A 17,271-nucleotide genomic window follows, 5' to 3' on the forward strand; every position below is an offset into this window, starting at 1 on the left:
TCAGCGGCCTAACGGCGGATTTCGCCGTCCGGGTTGAACTCTTGCGGCCGCCGCCGCACCTGACCGCACAAACAAAAGCGGCGGGGAAGACCTCCCCCGCCACCGGATTGCCGCCCTGCAATCGGATCGATCAGACGCCGAGGTCGAAAATCTGCGGCACCTGCGTGATCAGCGGCAGGGTCGCGACACCGACCAGAGTCGCCACCAGCCGCATCAGGGTGTGATTGCTGCGCCGCGTGCTGCGCATCTGGCGCGAGATCCACTCCAGCACCTCGGTGTTGACGCCGACCGCCTGGGTCGGAGCCCAGGATTCGATCGCAACGTCAGGCGACAGCGCGACACTGCGGGCCGGCACCGGCAGACCCGAGGCGGCTGCGGCATGATGCGCCACCGCCTTGGCGAACAGATCGTCGAACCGCCCGCCGTCGGTACGCTCGGCCGCGGCGTCGTTGATCTCGAACAGCGCCTCGGCTTCGGCGCGGCTGATCGGCTGATGGTCGACGGCAGCCGCCGTCAGGATTCCCATGCACCAGGCGGTATCGCCGGCGTCGAGGGTTCGGGAGAAATGCACCCGACCCTGGGTGGTCGGGCCTTCGCCGGTGATGATCCCATCCCGCACGATCCCGAGCGCCTGCGCGGCGGTATAACGATCCGAAACCTTGAGAGGGTCGATGCCGATCAGTTCGGCGGTGGCGACGGCAGTCATTGCTTTCACTCGTTTTTCTGGCTCTGGCCCAGCATTTCCACGCTGGCGTAAACGCTTGGTTAAGACTTCACCCCTGCGCTCGATTCGATCGGAATTACCCACGAAGTTTCGAAACAGGGTTGCCGATTTGTCGCAGCAGCGGTCTCGCCGGCTCAATTCGCAAGCCGCTCCGGCGGCGATTAGGCGCAGTGGCGGCGCAATTGCGGCAAAGCGGACTTGCCGGGCGGCCATTTGGCCGCACCGGTCATTCATCCGTCCTTCAGCGTTTCAGGCGTCGAGCCGCGCGCCGCGTCAGCGCGGCGACCACCAGTCGGCAAGCAGCAGTCCGAGGGTGCCCGACACCGCCGTCACGAACACTCCCCAGGAGATGTCGACGGCGACCACCGGCCAGGTCCAGTGCTTCAGCAGCGCCAGCGAGGTCAGCTCGAAGGTCGAGTAGCAGAAGAAGCCGAACAGAGCCCCGTACAACAACGAGGATTGCCAGGTCGCCTGCGCCGACCCGTTGACGAAGATGATGATGCCGACGACGTAGAGCAGGTAGAACAGCACAGCCGGCAGCATCCTCACCTCGCCGAGCATCTCCCCGACCTGCGACTGGAAGAAGCTCTTCGCGATCGTGCCGAGGAACAGAAAGTCGAGCGGAATCAGGACAATGAATGTTGCCAGATAGAGCACACCGTATCGCTTCAAATCGTCCTCCCGAACAAATCAGATTGCATCCTGTCAAATACGAAGCGTCTCGTCGATGGTTGCACAGGCGGCGGCGCCGCGGTGCGGGATCGCAGCCTGAGATCTTGGAGGAGCATCCATGCTGATGACCACTGCCCGCCCCGTCATCGTCTGGTTTCGTGACGACCTCCGTCTGACCGACCATCCGGCGCTACACGCGGCCGCGCAATCCGGCGCGCCGGTGCTGTGCGTCTATGTGCGTGACGACGACAGCGACGGCGTGCGACCGCTCGGGGCAGCCGCGCGATGGTGGCTGGCGCAATCGCTTCGCGCGCTGGAGGCTGAACTGCGCACGTTGAGCGCGACGCTGATCCTGCGGCGTGGGCCGGCGGCCGCGGTGCTGGCCGAGCTGGCGCAGCACAGCGATGCAGCGGCCGTGCATTGGAACGAGATCGAAATCGCGCCGCATCGCGCCGTCGCGGACTCGCTCGCCGACGCCCTCACTGTGGCGGGCATCGCCTATCACCGCCATCGCGGCGACACCCTGGTGCAGCCGAATGCGATCCGCAGCAAGGACGGCCGCGGCATGCGGGTGTTCACCCCGTTCTGGCGGCGGGTCCTCAGCCTCGGCGACCCGCCCGAGCCCCTGCCCCGTCCGACGACGCTGCGGGCGGCACCGGCGCAGCCGAGCGATCAGCTCAGCGACTGGCAACTCGAGCCGACCACGCCGGACTGGGCCGGCGGCCTCCGCGCCACCTGGATGCCGGGTGAAGCTGCAGCGCAGAGGCTGCTCGCCGACTTCCTCGCCCGGCAGCCCGGCTACGCCGAGGGCCGCGACTATCCGGATCGGCACGTCACCTCCAGGCTGTCGCCGCATTTGCGCTTCGGCGAAATCAGTCCGCGCCAGGTCTGGTACGCGGCGCGCTTCGCCGCTGCCGAACGGCCAGCGATCGCGCCCGACATCGACAAATTCCTCAGCGAACTCGGCTGGCGCGAGTTCTGCCGGCATCTGCTGGCCGAACATCCGGATCTTGCCGCCAGCAATCTACAGCCGGCGTTCGACGCCTTTCCGTGGCGGAGCGACGATGCCGCGCTGATCGCCTGGCAGCGCGGCCTCACCGGCTACCCGATCGTCGACGCCGGGATGCGCGAGCTGTGGCATTCCGGCGTGATGCACAATCGCGTCCGCATGGTCGTCGGCTCGTTCCTGGTCAAACACCTGCTGGTCGACTGGCGGCTCGGCGAGCAATGGTTCTGGGACACGCTGGTCGACGCCGACCCCGGCAGCAATCCGGGCAACTGGCAGTGGGTGGCGGGCTGCGGCGCCGATGCGGCGCCGTATTTTCGCGTCTTCAATCCGGTGCTGCAGGGCGAGAAGTTCGACGTCGACGGCCGCTACGTCCGCCGCTGGGTACCCGAACTCGCCGGGCTGCCGAACAACCTGCTGCACCAGCCGTGGACCGCGACGCCGCTCGAACTCGCCGCGGCGGGGGTCGAGCTCGGCGGCAACTACCCGCGGCCGATCGTCGACCACAAGGCCGGCCGGCAGCGCGCGCTTTCGGCCTACGCCGAACTGCGTCAACGTTGAACAACTGCGGTTGACAGCGTTACTAATTGCGCGAATCGGCTATCGTCGGGGTTATCTGCAAACCCTTGGGGGATCAACATGGACGACGACAAGCCGATGATCGATCAGGTGGGCGAGGTGATCGCCGAGGTCACCGAGGCGGCCAAGACCACCGTCAAGAAGGCCCGCAAGGCGGCCAAGAAGGTCGCCAAGAAGGTGAAGGCCGGCGCCAAGAAGGCATCCAAGAAGGCGGGCAAGAAGGCCGCTAAGAAAGCCCCGAAGAAGGCTGCCAAGAAAGCCGCCAAGAAGGCTCCGAAGAAGGCTCCGAAGAAGGCCAAGAAGGCCGCGAAAAAGACCGCCAAGAAAACCGTGAAGAAGGCCAAGAAATCCAAGCGCTGAGCGAGTGATCGCATCGGCCGGCAAGAGCCTCCGGAAACACCGCGCCGGAGGCTTTTTGCTGCCCGCGAACTACGCCCGCGGACAGCCGCCCGCCCTCACGCCTTGGCGCGGTTGACCAGGAACACCGCGGCCGCACACACCGCCATGCCGAGGATCGAGACCGCATCCAGCGTCTCGCCGAACAGCACATAGGCCATCAGCGCGGTGACGCCGGGCACCAGGTAGAACAGGCTGGCCACCGAGGTCGCGGCGGAATGCCGGATCAGCCAGTACAGCAGCCCGATCGAGCCGATCGACAGCACCACCACCAGCCAGCCCACCGCCAGCACGAACTCCGTGGTCCAGGTCACCACCCGGGTCTCGAACAGCGCGGCGCCGACGGCGAACAAGCCCAGCGCGGCGAGGAATTGGATGATGTTGCCGGCGCGCCAGTCGATGCCGGTGCAGAACCGCTTCTGATACAGCGTCCCGATGGTGATGCCGATCAGCGCACAGGCTGAAGCCAGCCAGCCCCAGCCGATGTCGCCGGTCAGGCTGCGGCTGTGCAGGATCAACAGCGTGCCACCGAGGCCGAGCCCGAGTCCCAGCCATTGCAGCGGTGTGACCCGCTCGCCGAGCCAGCGATTGGCCAGCGTCGATGTCAGGATCGGCTGCAGGCCGGGGATCAGCGCCGACAGCCCGGCGGGCACCGAATGCGCGATCGCGATCGAGGTGCCGGCCAGGTACACGCCGTGCACCAGCAGCCCGGCGACGACGCTGTGGCCGACACCGGCGAGGTTCGGCCAGCGTGGCCGGGCGATTGCGGCGATCACCGCCATCAGCGCCACCACCGCCACCATCCGGATCGACAGATAGGTCAGCGGCTCCGCACCGGCCAGCGCATATTTGGTGCCGATGAAGCCGGTGCTCCACAGCACGACGAACACGGCCGGCGCGGCCCGGCCGGCGAGATGCTCTGCGTGACGGTTCATTGTCTCCCCGGGGACCCGATCGTATGGTGACGGGCAGCTGCCCGATGGCGCCACGTCCATGCCATGCCGCAACCGCGGCGGCCAGCACGGATCGTCGTCTTTCTGTGCGGTGCCGCCTTCCCTGCGGCGCGTTCGTCATCTCTGGAGCCGCCATGCGCCTGCAGTTCGAAACCGTCGACGTGTTCACCTCCGATCAGTTCAGCGGCAATCCGCTGGCCGTGGTGCTCAACGCCGAAGGTCTGTCGAGCGCGCAGATGCAGGCGATCGCCGGCGAGTTCAATCTGTCGGAAACGACCTTCGTGTTGCCGCCGCAGGATCCCACCCACACCGCGCAGGTGCGGATCTACACACCCAACGGCGAGCTGCCGTTCGCCGGCCATCCGAATGTCGGCACCGCCTTCGTGCTGGCCCGGATCGGCCAGAGCTACGGCCGTGGCATCGACGGCGACCATGTGGTGTTCGAAGAGAAGGCCGGGCTGGTGCCGATCGAGCTGATCAAAGACGGCGGCGCTGTCACCGGCGCGCGCCTGACCTCGCCGCAGCTCCTGTCGCTCGCCGACGAGGTCGCGCCCGATGTCATCGCGGCGGCCTGCTCGCTCGGTGAAGGCGACATCGAGACGGCCAACCACCGGCCGTGCATCGCGTCCTGCGGCACCGGCTTCATCATCGTCGAGGTGAAGAGCCGGAGCGCCCTCGCCGCCGCCAGCCCCAGCGCCGACGTGTTCCGCGACCGCATCGCCGGCTATACGACGTCCAAGATCCTGCTCTACGTGCCGACCGGCGAGGACGCCATCGACATCCGCGCCCGGATGTTCGCGCCGCTGCACAAGATCCCCGAAGACCCGGCGACCGGCAGCGCCAACGTCGCGCTGATCGGGCTATTGGCGAAGCTGCGCGCCGAGCCGGATCTGACGCTTTCCAAGACCATCCTGCAGGGGGTCGAGATGGGACGCCCCAGCCTGCTGCTCGCCAGCGCCGAGAAGCGCGGCGGCGAGGTGATCGCGACGTCGATCGGCGGACACTGCGTTCCGGTGATGGCGGGGACGATCGAGCTGAATTGAGGGTTTGCCGACGCGCGCGCCCGGCTCCGATCCGGGCGGCTCAGCCGGCGGTGCGCTCAATACTCTTCCGGACAGGGATCGACGATCTTCCACAGATCGACGCCGTTCTTGATCTTCTTCATCTCGGTGGTCAGGCCGCCATTGCGGGCGAGCCAGTCCTTCACCGGACGCGGATAATACGACATCAGCTCCGATGTGCCCTCGAGGCTGGTGACCTTGATGCCGAAGGTGAACGCCTTGTCGTAATAGGCCTGGTGGAAGCCGACGCTGGCGCGCGGGGTGACGCAGATCTTGTTCAGCGGCACGATCCCGAACACCAGGGTGCAGGCCGAATTGCAGATGCCGTCGATGATGACCCGCTCGCGGCGATCGCGGATGCGCTGGTACTTGGCCTTGTACTCCTCGACGTAGCCGCCGTGATCCCGCCTGATGTGGAGGTCGGCGCGGGCCGGCGACGCCAGTACGATCAGCGACAGCAGCAGCGACGAGAACAGGGTACGCATGGTTCGGTCGAAACCCGTGGCGGCAGGGGGAGCGGGCCGGCAGCCGCCGGCACCGTCACATTGGCCGAGTTTGGTTTGCGCGACGTTAATGCGCACATTCCGGCGAAATCATGGGATCCGACCTCCCCCTTGTAAGCGCCTGCAAAAGTGGGGTATTCGGAAGGCCCTCGCCGGGGGCACCCTCCCCCGGCCCCGCGCTCGTAGCTCAGCTGGATAGAGCATCGGATTTCGATTCCGAGGGTCGGAGGTTCGAATCCTTCCGAGCGCGCCAAATTCCGCCGATTGCACTCTGCTCTAAGTCATCGTCGTTGACCGTACGCCTCTGTATGTGGCAGAGGCCGCACTCGCCCAACAGAGCTTAGTAACGGCAGATAAGACTTTTCAAGACATCGGCATTTCGCCGCTGGCGCCGGAATACGGTGCGCTGCTTACCCCCCAAGGAAGCGAAGAACCGCCTGGCTCCCCTCAAATCGGAAGCAGACGAAAAGCGGCCGCATGTTACCGGTTAGACGCCCTTACCGAGGTATTTCAAACATGATCGTTTCAGAAAACATTTTAGTGCAGGCGAAAACAGAGCCCCAATGCTGGGAGGTGCAACGCGCGCCGGGGCCTTCGGAACGTTGCCGTGACGCGGCAGAAACAAGTCGTCCATGACACCAGCTCCAAGGCCGCTATAGACGACTGCTTGCCTATTCAAATCGGTCCATGATCTTAAGTTAATCCATGAAGAAAACGAAGCACAAGAACAAGGAAACGGCCCCGCAGGATTCAGCAAAAGCTGAAACGCGCGCCGGCGGAGCAGCAACGGCGTCTGGCATGAATTTTCAGGCCGCCGTCACTGCCGTTGCAGTCATCCACATGGCGCGTGGCACAGCGGTTGGCTGGCTCGACGGATTGATTAACGATGTTCCTGTCGCAGTGCGGGCCGAGACGGCCGGTGCAGGTGATGATATCCAAATCGAATGCATCGACGGCGAAATCGTAGAAGCACAGGTGAAACGGGGATTGTCCGTCGGGCCACGATTGTGGGAGGCACTCATCGCGCTCTCGCAGGCAATATCTGCCAATAAGATTAGTTTCGGCGTGCTCGTTGTCTGTCCGGCAAGCAGTCAAACCATAGCGACCCAACTCTCGCAGGACATTGTTAGACTTGGCTCCGGCGCCATTGACCGTCTTTCACAAACGGGCGTCAAATTCGTCGCAAAACTTAAGGAGATTAGCCTCGACACACAGACGGTATGCAAACGGCTTCGTATCGTTCGTATGCATTGCCTGAGAAACGACGACTCCTCCATCAAGGCTGCACAGGCAGAACTCGCTCACATTTGCGCACGCAAAGACCAAGTTCAACAATCATGGGACCGACTGTACCGGGATGCTCACTCCCTGATTGAATTAAAGGGTCGGAGAACTGCGGTATCGGTCCTGCAGATTCTGCGATCGACAGCGATCGAGGTCGCAACGCCATCAAACGCAGGCCCTGTTACCGCGATCGAGGCTTTGACGAAGTGGATTCTTTCGACAACGGCAGAGTTCTTCGTGGTTGGTTCCGACACCTCACTCTCCCTCGACACGGACTGGATAAAGATCAGCGTACAAGTATCGGACAAAGACGTTGCCAACGATCGTGACTTGGCCACGGTTCTTGAAGAATACCACGGCTGGTATGAGAAGAAGCGGCCGGAAAACAACCGCTCGCTGATTGAACCAGATACGTTGGGTCTGTTCTATCCTCATTGCGTGGTCGTTGGCGGACCCGGTATGGGCAAGAGTCTTCTGCTGAAGCGACTTGCACGCGAGTACGCGAAAAGATCCAACCCGGTCCTGAGAATCAATCTTCCGGCCTTGCATGCCCGTATGAAGCACCATGGCAGCGGATTCGAGGAAGGCTTATTCTCTTTGGGGCTCGACGGTTCCGGACTCTCGGCGGGAGACTTTGAGCGCAGGGGACAAAACTGGATCTTGATATGCGACAGTCTTGATGAGTGCGGCCATGACCAAGAGAGCGTGACGGACGGGCTAAGCAAATTTGCAGCCAGCAATCCCGGATGCAAGATTGTCGTTGCGACCCGCCCAGTCGGCTATCGCCGGTCATTGCTGCACAAATGGCGACACTACGAACTGCTCCCGCTCGCAACCACTTCTGTGCCCGAGCACACGGCCACCTTGATCTCCGGCCTGTTCCCAAGGGATCAGCAGAAAGCAGCCGCGGCGATCGCATTTGCCCGCAGCCAGATCAAGAACAACGATACGGCAAAGCTCGTTGCCAGGAGCCCTCTACTCCTGAGCATGATAGCGGCGCTCGCTGCAAACGGAACATCCATCGGTACCACGAAATCGCGCCTCTACGAGAGCTTCTTTGAACTGATCGACATGGCCTCGCCTAGAAAACCGGTGACCGCAGCCATTACACGTCCCGTTCTTGACAGGTTCCTGCAAGTAGCAGCATGGACGATCCTGACGGAGACGATCCCGTCCAGTTCAGTAGTGGTTGATGCCGCGGCGGCCGTGCTGGCGTCGGAATTGGAATACTCTTCATTGAAAGCGAAATCGACCGCAGCGGATTGCCTGACCTATTGGCAGCAGGTCGGCCTGCTCGAGCGAGTATCGCATGCCAATGCTGAGACAATCACATTCATTCACAGGTCATTTGCTGAGTATGCGGCAGCCGGCCTCTTAAGCACCCTCCTCGAAGCGGACCGCGCCAAAGAATTCCGGAGCAAGATCAATCAGCCGTCATGGCAAGAAGTCTTGAACTTCGCAGCATCCGGCGGATTGGTGAATGAGATTATCGATGCATGCGATCTAGCGGATATTGAATCACTAAAACGTGCGCTCTCGCTCGCGGCAGAGTCGGATGCAGAAGTTTCGGAGGGTCGGCTAGAACTTCTAGCAAATCGTGGGTTTCATCACGTTAAGGGAGAACGGCGAGACCAAGCGCAAGCAGTCGGGGTGCTGTTGGAACGAGTAAGCAGACGTTACCCGGAGGCGATCTTTAACACAGCGAACGCCTGCGTAAACGCAAGCCTGCCCTGGACACGTTTGGTCGCATGGGCCTGTCTTGTTAATTGCGGAAGCCATCCCATTGAATTTGCCGCCCTCGTCGATGCCTTGCGTCAACTGCCTAAGTCGGTCGAGTTGCAATCGTGGAATTCGCTCGGTGGGTTTAGACTGGCGAATGATGACGGCCGTGAGCTGCTTGTGTCGTTGATAATCGCTGGGTGCCGCCTAATTCTAGAGCGCTGCTCTCCGGAGGAAAGCGATGAGATCGTGCCGGAAATTCTGGCGGCAAAGGATCTACATACGCTTGGCTTCTACGAAAGGATCGAGCCTCTCTTACGGGAGTTTGGGAAAGACTACGATGTCGGAGGAAGCCGCTCGGTGTTCTCGAAGGGGCTTGACTGGAATATCGACGGGTACAGTGAAGCATGGGAAACCTTCTTCCACCATCTATTCGCGATCATCGGTGAAGCGAGCAAGGCGAGGAACGTCACCCCAGTTGGGGCTTCGGAGCATCTTCCCTATGTCAGCGCATTCTTGCAGATGACATCATTTTGGGAGTTGCCCGCGAGCAATGCTTGGGCTTGGACCCAGCATTTCGATCGTGAATCCGTAAGGGAAGTTGTTACCGGAGCTTTGAAATCCAGCAGCCTACCTGAAGACTTGATCGCACGCGATGCCCACCGGCTTATAGCCGCGCAGTCATTGGGCGAAAGGTGTACTGGCAAGATAACCGCCTTCAGTCATCTACCGACTGTGGACGTTTGGGAGATGGACTACACGAAGGTTGATCCGGCCATTCTTGACGTTAGAAAGTTGGAGACCGCGCTCTACCAGCGTTGCCAGTGGACCATTCAGGTCGCGGTAAGCCTGATCAGAACAACTGACACTGAGACGCGCTTGGGCATTGTCAAAAGAGTTCTGAAAAACGGCAGGGGAATTACGCTGTGGGCGGCAGCAGCCATTGCAGCAACGCTAGACGGTCGGCGTCGCCTTGAACTCCTCGGGGGACGCTTGAGTGAATCGCTGTGTAGCGGATGCGAATATCTGATGTCCGCGCTGGCGGACGACCTTGCTTCCGATGACGAGGCATACAATCTCCTGAGTGTTTGTCTGGCGGCGGATAATGTGTTCTTGGCTATTGAGGCAGCAAGAGCTGCGTTGCGATTGTCCGACACGGCGGATCGTCAGCTCGTGCCTCTGCTGACTTCCGCCTATGGATTTTGGCTTGAGCACGAGAAGCCCTATCCAAAGGGGGGAGGCGTGGTCCCCGATAGTCCAAGGGCACTCTTGCTTGAGGCGATCCAGAAGATCGAGCCTGTTTCAGACGACAGGCTATTCGAACTCATCGCAGACGACCGCTCCGACATTCGCGGGATGTCTGAAAAATGGCTCATTTGCCGCCTAACCAAATCGAATGATGTTCGGAATGACTTTCTAAATAAGCTTGAAAGCGGCAGCGTGAAGCCGAACCTCCTTACCGCTGCGCTTCGTGAGCACGTTCCCTTCTCCAGTGAGCAGCTTACCCGCATTCGGAGCTTGCTGAACTCCTCCGATGCTCGAATGCGATATGCAGCAATGGGGGTGCTTGTCGGTACCTATCTTGCGACAGACGAAATACTGGCTCATGCAGAAGCGCTGCGGGGTGACACCGAACAGGACATCCGGGATCGCGCGTATCGCATTCATACATAAATTCTCCACGGGTGCAGCCGATGGAACGGCGCCGAAGACCACGCGCAACTGGCGCTGCTGGTTAGTCGGATCCTCTCCGACCAGGCATCCCCCGCCGGTGCGCCATCTCCAACGGTCCAACCGCGGCCGACCGGCTGACAATTGAACTTTACCAGACTCCCCACCGGAACTTCCCGCTCCGATCCGCCGCACCTCGTCACGTTGACGCCGTGTCCGCCGTCTTGGCATAAAAGTACCGCGCTATTTGGAATTGCGCGATCGGCCGGGGCGCGGCTGGGGGGTGCGATGCAAAACGGGCTGTATTCGATTCATGTCGACCTGCTCGACGGCCGCTCCGGCAAGGGCAGCGGGGTAGTGCTATTTCGCGACGGCAAGATCCTCGGCGGCGACGCGTATCTGTTCTACGTCGGCAGCTATGTCAGCACCGGCGACAGCTTCAAGGGCGAGGTCACCGTCACCCAGCACACCCCGAGCCCGGACGCCAACCCGCTGTTCGGCGGCCAGAAGGAGCCGGTCGGGATCGGCGTCACCGGCACCTCGACCGGCACCGCGGCGGTGATGAACGGCACCGCGCTGGTCGGCAAATCCAGCCAGATTTTCCGCGCGACGCTGCGGTGGCTGGCGGACGCCGAGTGACGACCCGACGGGCGACGACGCTCCGACATCCGCGCTGCAACGGCCTGCCCGACCTCGTTTGCTACGACGCCGAAGCCGCCGCCAGTTCGGCACGCTCCTGCGGCGCGCTCCGCGGCAGCGTCATCAGGATGCGCGTGCCGTTGCCGGGCTCGGAGTCGAGTTCGAGCCGCCCGCCGAGCCGGTTGGTGACGATGTTGTAGACGATGTGCAAGCCGAGCCCGGTGCCGCCCTGGTCGCGCCGGGTGGTGAAGAACGGATCGAAGGCGCGGCGGCGCACGTCGAGGCTCATGCCGCAGCCGTCGTCGGAATACGCCACCACGACGTGGTCGTTGCCGGCCGCGCGGACCTTGATCTCGACCGTGCCGGCGCGGCCGTTCGGGAACGCGTGCGCCACCGAATTCAGAAACAGGTTGGTCAGCACCTGGCCGTAGGGGCCCGGATAGGAGTTCATCGTCAGTCCGGGCTGGCACTCGACGTTCAGCGTCAGATTGTGTTTGCGCAGGCCCGGCCGCAGGCTCATCACCACCTGCTCGGTGAGGTCGCCGAGGTCGAACAGCCGCTGATCGGAGTAGTTGCGGTCGGCCGCGACCTGCTTGAACGACTGGATCAGCTCGGCGGCGCGATTGAGATTGGCGACGAGCTGCGACGAGGCATCGCGCGTGGTGTCGAGAAACTCGTTGAGGCGCGAGCGCTTCAACTCGCCGCGGGCGACTTCGGTGGCGAACACCGCGGCCTTGCGCTCCAGCGCGGAGGCCACCGTCAGGCTGATGCCGACCGGATTGTTGACCTCGTGGGCGACGCCCGCCACCAGGCGGCCGAGCGCGGCGAGCTTTTCCGCCTCGATCAGCGACTGCTGGGTTTCGCGCAGGTTGCGCAGCGCCGCTTCCGCCGCGTCCTTGGCCTGGCGCATCTCGAGTTCGCCGCGCTTGCGCTCGCCGATATCCAGCGCCACCGTGACGATCCGTTCGATCCGGCCCTCGGCGTCCTTCAGCGGCATCTTGTTGACCAGCCACTGCCGCATCGAACCGGTCGCGTCGCGATACTCCTCCTCGTAGAAGCCGAGCCCCTCGCCGGTTTCCAGCACGCGCTTGTCGTTGGCGTCGGTCTTGTGCGAGCCGAACCGCGACATCAGCTCGGCGGTGGTGCGCCCGATCGCGTCGTGCGGATCGATCCCGAACACGCCTGCCATGTAGCGGTTCATCAGTACGTAGCACAGCTCGGTGTCCTTGACGTTGATCACCGCCGGCACCGTGTCGATCACCTGCTGCAGCAGCAGCCGGCTTTCAGCCACCGCCTGCTCGGCGCGCTTCTGGTCGGTGATGTCGCGTACCGCGCCCTCGTAGCGGATGACGTTGCCGGCCTCGTCGCGGACCGCACCGGCGCTGTCCGACAGCCACAGCACCTCACCATTGCGCTTGCGCGCCTGATATTCGAACTCGCGCACCATGCCGTCGCGCTGCATCAGCGCGCGGTATTCCTCGCGCTTGGCCGGATCGAGATAGATGGTGGTGGTGACGTCGGCGGTGGCGCGGATCAGCTCGGCGGGATCGTCGTAGCCCATCATCCGCGCCAGCGCCGGGTTGGCGTTGAGCAGCGCGCCGTCCGGCGTGGTGACGTAGATGCCGTCGATCGAGCCCTCGAACAGCTTGCGGTAGCTCTCTTCGGCGAGCCGCTGTTCGGCGAGCGCCCGCACCGCCGCCTCGCGGGCATTGTCGGCTTCGACCAGGGTGCGGCGGAACACTTCGGCGGCTCGGGCGATGTCGCCGATCTCGTTCTTGACGTCGGTGGCCGGGATCGCGGTGTATTGCTGGCCCGCCGCCAGCGAGCGGATCGCGCGGGTGATCGCCGTCAGCGGACCGACGGTGCGGCGGACTACGAAGGCCGCCGCCATCCAGCCGACCAGCACGCCGGCAATGCCGAGTACGATGCTCTGCCACTTGTCTTCGGTCAGGGTGCGGCCGAGATCGCGCGACAGCACCCGGCCGCGGCGTGCGGCGGCGTCGCGCAACAGTTCCGTCACCTTGCCGATCAGGCGCCCCTCGGTGCCGAGCACGTCGCGATCAAGATCGGCGATCTCCTGCTCCACCGCCGCGGTCGCCGCGATCACGTCGGCATAGTCGCGAACCGAGCCGGCCGCACCGCCATCGCCGATCCGCAGCGCGCGCATCCGCCGGGCGGCGTCGCTGGCGCCCATCAGATCGCGCGACAGCAGCGCCGCCGCGACCTTGATCTGCGCCGAATGCAGCTCGCCGGCGAGCCTGCGGTCGGACAGCCCAGCGATGGTGGTCTCGAACCGCTCGCGCAGCGCCGGAATCTTCGCCACCAGCTCGCCGCGGCGCTGCATCAGCTCGGTGATGCGCTGCAGCCCGTCGCGATAGTTGGTCAGGCGCTCGGTGACGCCGTCGAGCATCTCCTGCTGATCCGGCGCCAGTTCGAGCCGGGTCTTCTTCAACAGCTCGGTGAGCGCCGATGCGGCTGCAAACACCCTGCCGGCCGGCTGCGCGGCCGGCTCGGTCACCGCCTGGCGGGCAGCGAAGCGCAGATCGCTCATCCGCCGCTCGATCTCTTCGGCGAGGTCGCCGACGCTCTGCAATCGCTGCAACTCGCCGAAGGTGCGGTCGATGTGCCGGATCGCCACCACGCTGCCGATCGAGGTGGCGGCGATGATCGCCAGCAGCAACAGGAAGCTGCCGAACGTCATCTGCCCGATCGAGAGCGTGCGTGTCTTCACGCTCTGGATGAACGATGAAACAGCGTTTGGCATGCGGACGAGACCGGCGCTCCCTGTGCGGGCCTGATCCTCCCACACTTGCGCCGCAAAGGGTACAGCGTCGGTGCGCCCGCAACAATCGTCGAAGGCCCCCCTAACGGAGACGGCGACGTCCAGGTTGTGACGGACGCGACCGCCGCCGGGGGCGAGCCGGGCGGCGGCAGATTTGGGCCGCTAGTTCTTCGGCCGGATTGCGTCCGCGGTGCCTTGGATGAAGGCCTGGATCTTGACCACGTCGGCCTCGGTCAGCTTGCCGGTGAAGTCCGGCATGCCCTTGTCGCGGAACGGGCCCTTGAACACGATGTCCTTCAGGTGCTCGATCCGATCCGTGGTGGAGTAGCCGAGATTCTTGACGTTGCCGCCGCGGTCGACGCCCGGCACGCCGTGGCAGGTGGCGCAGGCGGCGACGTAGATCGCCGTACCCTCCGGCACGTCCTTGGGATCGTATTTGACGCCGGTGAGCAGATTGCCCATCTGGTACTTGGCGAATTCCGGCATCTTGGCCTTGCCGCCGACCGCGAAGGTGTACACCGTGCCGGGCGTCTCGGTCTCGGTGGCGCGGGCGCTGATGCCGAACACGCCGCCCCAGCCGACCGCGATCGAGACGTATTGCACGCCGTCGACCATGTAGGTCGCAGGCGCCGCGACCGCGCCGGTGCCGAGCGGGCTCTCCCACAGCTTCTCGCCGGTCTTGGCGTTGTAGGCCACCAGCCGGCCGTCAGCCGTGCCCTGGAAAACCAGATTGCCCGCCGTTGTCAGCGTGCCGCCGTTCCACGGCGACACATATTCGGCGCGCCAGGCTTCCTTCTGCTGCACCGGATCCCACGCCACCAGCCGGCCGAACGGCAGGTTCTTCGGCGGTGTCGCGTTCAGCGTGAAGCCGACGTTCCAGCCGGTAGTCGAGCCGAACTTGAACGGCTCCATCTTGTTCTGGGTCAGCGCCTTCTCGCCGGTGAGATTGACCGGCACGCCCTGCGCCGGCAGATAAACCAGACCGGTCTGCGGATTGAACGACATCGGGTGCCAGTTGTGCGCACCGTACGGTCCCGGGATCGCGTCGAACGATTTGTCCGGCGAGCGTGCCTCCGGATTCTCGATCGGACGTCCATTGGCGTCGTAGCCGGTCGCCCAGTTCACCTCGACGAAGTTCTTCGCCGAGATGAACTTCCCGTCGGTGCGGTCGATCACGAAGAAGAACCCGTTCTTCGGCGCGTGCAGGATCACCTTGCGCGGCTTGCCGTCGATCGTCAGGTCGGCGAGAATCATCGGCTGGGTCGAGGTGTAGTCCCAGTTGTCGCCGGGCGTCTCCTGATAGTGCCAGGCGTATTTGCCGGTGTCGGCGTTCAACGCCACGATCGAGGCGAGGTACAGATTATCGCCGCCGGACGGGCTCCGAAGGTGACGCGCCCAGGGCGAGCCGTTGCCGGTTCCGACATAGATCAGGTTCAGCTCGGGATCGAAGGTGATGGTGTCCCAGGCGGTGCCGCCACCGCCGTTGATCCACCATTTGCCGGCCGGATCCCAGGTCTTGGCCGCCCTCTCCATCGACTCGTCCTCGAACGGCTTGCTCGGATCGCCCGGCACCGTGAACCATCGCCACGCCTGCTTGCCGGTCTCCGCATCATAAGCGGTGACGTAGCCGCGCGCGCCGTATTCGGCACCGCCATTGCCGATCACCACCTTGCCGTTGAACACCCGCGGCGCGCCGGTGATGGTGTAGGAATGCTCGTGGTCGATCAGGGTGTCGATTTCCCACGCCTTGCTGCCGGTCGCAGCATCGAGCGCGATCAGCCGGCCGTCATAGGCGCCGACAAACACCTTGCCCTTGTACAGCGCGACGCCGCGGTTCACGACGTCGCAGCAGCCACGATAGCCTTTGGCGCGATCGACCTTGGGATCGAAGGTCCACAGCTTCTTGCCGGTGCGGGTGTCGATCGCGTGCACCACGCTCCACGACGCGGTGACGTACATGATGCCGTCGACCACCACCGGGGTCGCTTCGACGCCGCGCTCCGAACCGAGGCTGTAACTCCATTGCAGCCCGAGTTGTTTGACGTTGTCGGTGTTGATCTGGTCGAGCTTGCTGAAGCGGGTCTCGGCGTAGTCGAGGCCGTAGCTCGGCCAGTCCTTGGTGGTCTTGGCGTTGGCGACGATCGCGGCACTGTCGACCGCGCCGGTGACCGCGCGAATGTGCGCGGCGGAGCCCTTGGCATCTTGTGCGGCGGCGACCGCCGGCGACAGCAACGCGGCCATCAGCGCCGCGGCGCCGAGCCGCTTCGCAACTAATCGTGTTGCGGATTGATGGACAGGTTGGTGCGCAGTCCGCACCGCGTCAGCAGGCTTCCTCATGCATTCGCTCCCTACTCGGCCTCTTGCCGGGCCGAGCGGAAGTGTTGCTCGCGGTGGGAACAGCGTCAACCAGAATGCGGACGCGATGCAGACGCAGTTATTATCTCGCAATGCAATGCGCAACGCGCTGCATTGCGATGCCGCGGCTGCGAACTAAGCGCCGGAAAACTCGAACAGCTCGCCGTCGTAACCGGCCTCGGCCGGAATCCGCAGCAAACGCTTGTCGCCGTCCTTCGACATGATCGGCAGCACGGTGACGATGCTCTGTGCACGTGCGTGATCGAGCGCCGCCGCCACGCTCGGCTGCTGGCCGAGCCGGATCAGATTGCGGGTGGTCGGAAACGGGAGCGTGAAGCGACCGCTGTCGCCACCGTCCAGTGCCTCGCGGGGCGACAGCCAGATCGAATCGGTGGTCTCCCAGCCGTCGTGCATGCCGAGCTGTTCGGGCGGCGCTTCAGCAAGGAAGAACCAGGTGTCGAACCGCTTCGGCAGTTTCTCCGGCGTGATCCAGTGCGCGTAAGGCACCAGCAGATCGAGCGCGAGCACCAGCTCGTTGTCGGCCAGGATCTGCGCAAACGCGATGTTGCCGTCGCACAGCGCCTTGCGGTGCGCCGCCTCGATTTCGGCGGCGCGGCTGGCGGCGACGAGCGCGTCGCTGCCGCGCGGCCGCGCCAGCAGGATGCCGCTTTCCTCGAAGGTCTCCCGGATCGCCGCGATCCGGAATTCCAGCGCGGGGCCGACCGATCCGTCGACCCCAGCATACAGCTCCGGCCGCCCGACGATGTCGCGATCGCCGGCATCGACGCTGCCGCCGGGGAACACCAGCGCCCCGGAGGCGAACTCGACCTGATAATTCCGGACCATCATGAAAACGTCGAAGCCGGCCGCGGCCTGGCGCAGCAGCACGATGGTCGATGCGGGACGCGCGGCGGCTTCAACAGTCAT

The 17,271-nt window shown here is 63.9% G+C and carries 12 protein-coding genes and 1 tRNA gene; 6 read left to right on the top strand and 7 right to left on the bottom strand.

The genetic code is table 11. From position 1 onward, the window contains the following. Positions 1-130 precede the first annotated feature (130 nt). Entirely contained in the window at positions 131-706 is a 576-nt protein-coding gene (locus DWA33_RS13385) for a hypothetical protein (protein ID WP_114358574.1), read from the bottom strand. Between the two features lie 291 nt (positions 707-997). Beyond that, positions 998-1,396, bottom strand: coding sequence for a DUF2177 family protein (locus DWA33_RS13390; RefSeq protein WP_114358575.1), 399 nt, complete (start codon positions 1,394-1,396; stop codon positions 998-1,000). A gap of 121 nt (positions 1,397-1,517) precedes the next feature. Between DWA33_RS13390 and DWA33_RS13395 the strand changes: the two genes are divergently transcribed. Both DWA33_RS13395 and DWA33_RS25225 read left to right on the top strand, forming a co-directional pair. Further along, positions 1,518-2,963, top strand: coding sequence for a cryptochrome/photolyase family protein (locus tag DWA33_RS13395; protein ID WP_114358618.1), 1,446 nt, complete (start codon positions 1,518-1,520; stop codon positions 2,961-2,963). A gap of 78 nt (positions 2,964-3,041) precedes the next feature. Then, the gene (locus tag DWA33_RS25225) at positions 3,042-3,341 is read left to right on the top strand and encodes a histone (protein WP_167443209.1); all 300 of its coding nucleotides are present in this window, start codon (positions 3,042-3,044) and stop codon (positions 3,339-3,341) included. 95 nt (positions 3,342-3,436) lie between these two features. Here the strand turns inward: DWA33_RS25225 and DWA33_RS13405 are convergent, their stop codons facing one another. Further along, entirely contained in the window at positions 3,437-4,312 is an 876-nt protein-coding gene (locus tag DWA33_RS13405; protein ID WP_114358577.1) for a DMT family transporter, read from the bottom strand. Between the two features lie 152 nt (positions 4,313-4,464). On the opposite strand from DWA33_RS13405, the gene DWA33_RS13410 reads away from it, so the two are divergent. After that, positions 4,465-5,373, top strand: coding sequence for a PhzF family phenazine biosynthesis protein (locus tag DWA33_RS13410; protein ID WP_114358578.1), 909 nt, complete (start codon positions 4,465-4,467; stop codon positions 5,371-5,373). 56 nt (positions 5,374-5,429) lie between these two features. On the opposite strand, the gene DWA33_RS13415 is transcribed toward DWA33_RS13410, so the two are convergent. Then, a complete protein-coding gene (locus tag DWA33_RS13415; protein WP_114358579.1) occupies positions 5,430-5,876 on the bottom strand; it encodes a hypothetical protein in 447 nt (148 codons plus the stop codon). Between the two features lie 194 nt (positions 5,877-6,070). On the opposite strand from DWA33_RS13415, the gene DWA33_RS13420 reads away from it, so the two are divergent. From DWA33_RS13420 to DWA33_RS13430, 3 genes are all read left to right on the top strand, one after another. Next, positions 6,071-6,147: transfer RNA gene (locus tag DWA33_RS13420), tRNA-Arg, on the top strand. Positions 6,148-6,599: 452 nt separating this feature from the next. Beyond that, a complete protein-coding gene (locus DWA33_RS13425; RefSeq protein WP_114358580.1) occupies positions 6,600-10,571 on the top strand; it encodes an NACHT domain-containing protein in 3,972 nt (1,323 codons plus the stop codon). Between the two features lie 285 nt (positions 10,572-10,856). Beyond that, the gene (locus tag DWA33_RS13430) at positions 10,857-11,207 is read left to right on the top strand and encodes a GrlR family regulatory protein (RefSeq protein WP_114358581.1); all 351 of its coding nucleotides are present in this window, start codon (positions 10,857-10,859) and stop codon (positions 11,205-11,207) included. A 61-nt stretch (positions 11,208-11,268) separates the two neighbouring features. Here DWA33_RS13430 and DWA33_RS13435 read toward each other — a convergent pair whose 3' ends face one another. The 3 genes from DWA33_RS13435 to DWA33_RS13445 all read right to left on the bottom strand — a co-directional run bounded on the left by DWA33_RS13435 (position 11,269) and on the right by DWA33_RS13445 (position 17,271). Beyond that, a complete protein-coding gene (locus tag DWA33_RS13435; protein WP_114358582.1) occupies positions 11,269-13,971 on the bottom strand; it encodes a PAS domain S-box protein in 2,703 nt (900 codons plus the stop codon). 180 nt (positions 13,972-14,151) lie between these two features. Further along, the gene (locus DWA33_RS13440; protein ID WP_114358583.1) at positions 14,152-16,326 is read right to left on the bottom strand and encodes a PQQ-dependent dehydrogenase, methanol/ethanol family; all 2,175 of its coding nucleotides are present in this window, start codon (positions 16,324-16,326) and stop codon (positions 14,152-14,154) included. A gap of 153 nt (positions 16,327-16,479) precedes the next feature. Beyond that, complete coding sequence (locus tag DWA33_RS13445; protein ID WP_114358584.1) at positions 16,480-17,271, bottom strand: NUDIX hydrolase; 792 nt, start codon at positions 17,269-17,271, stop codon at positions 16,480-16,482.

Origin of the sequence: Rhodopseudomonas pentothenatexigens, from assembly GCF_900218015.1 — a bacterium.
GTDB classification, from domain to species: domain Bacteria; phylum Pseudomonadota; class Alphaproteobacteria; order Rhizobiales; family Xanthobacteraceae; genus Rhodopseudomonas; species Rhodopseudomonas pentothenatexigens.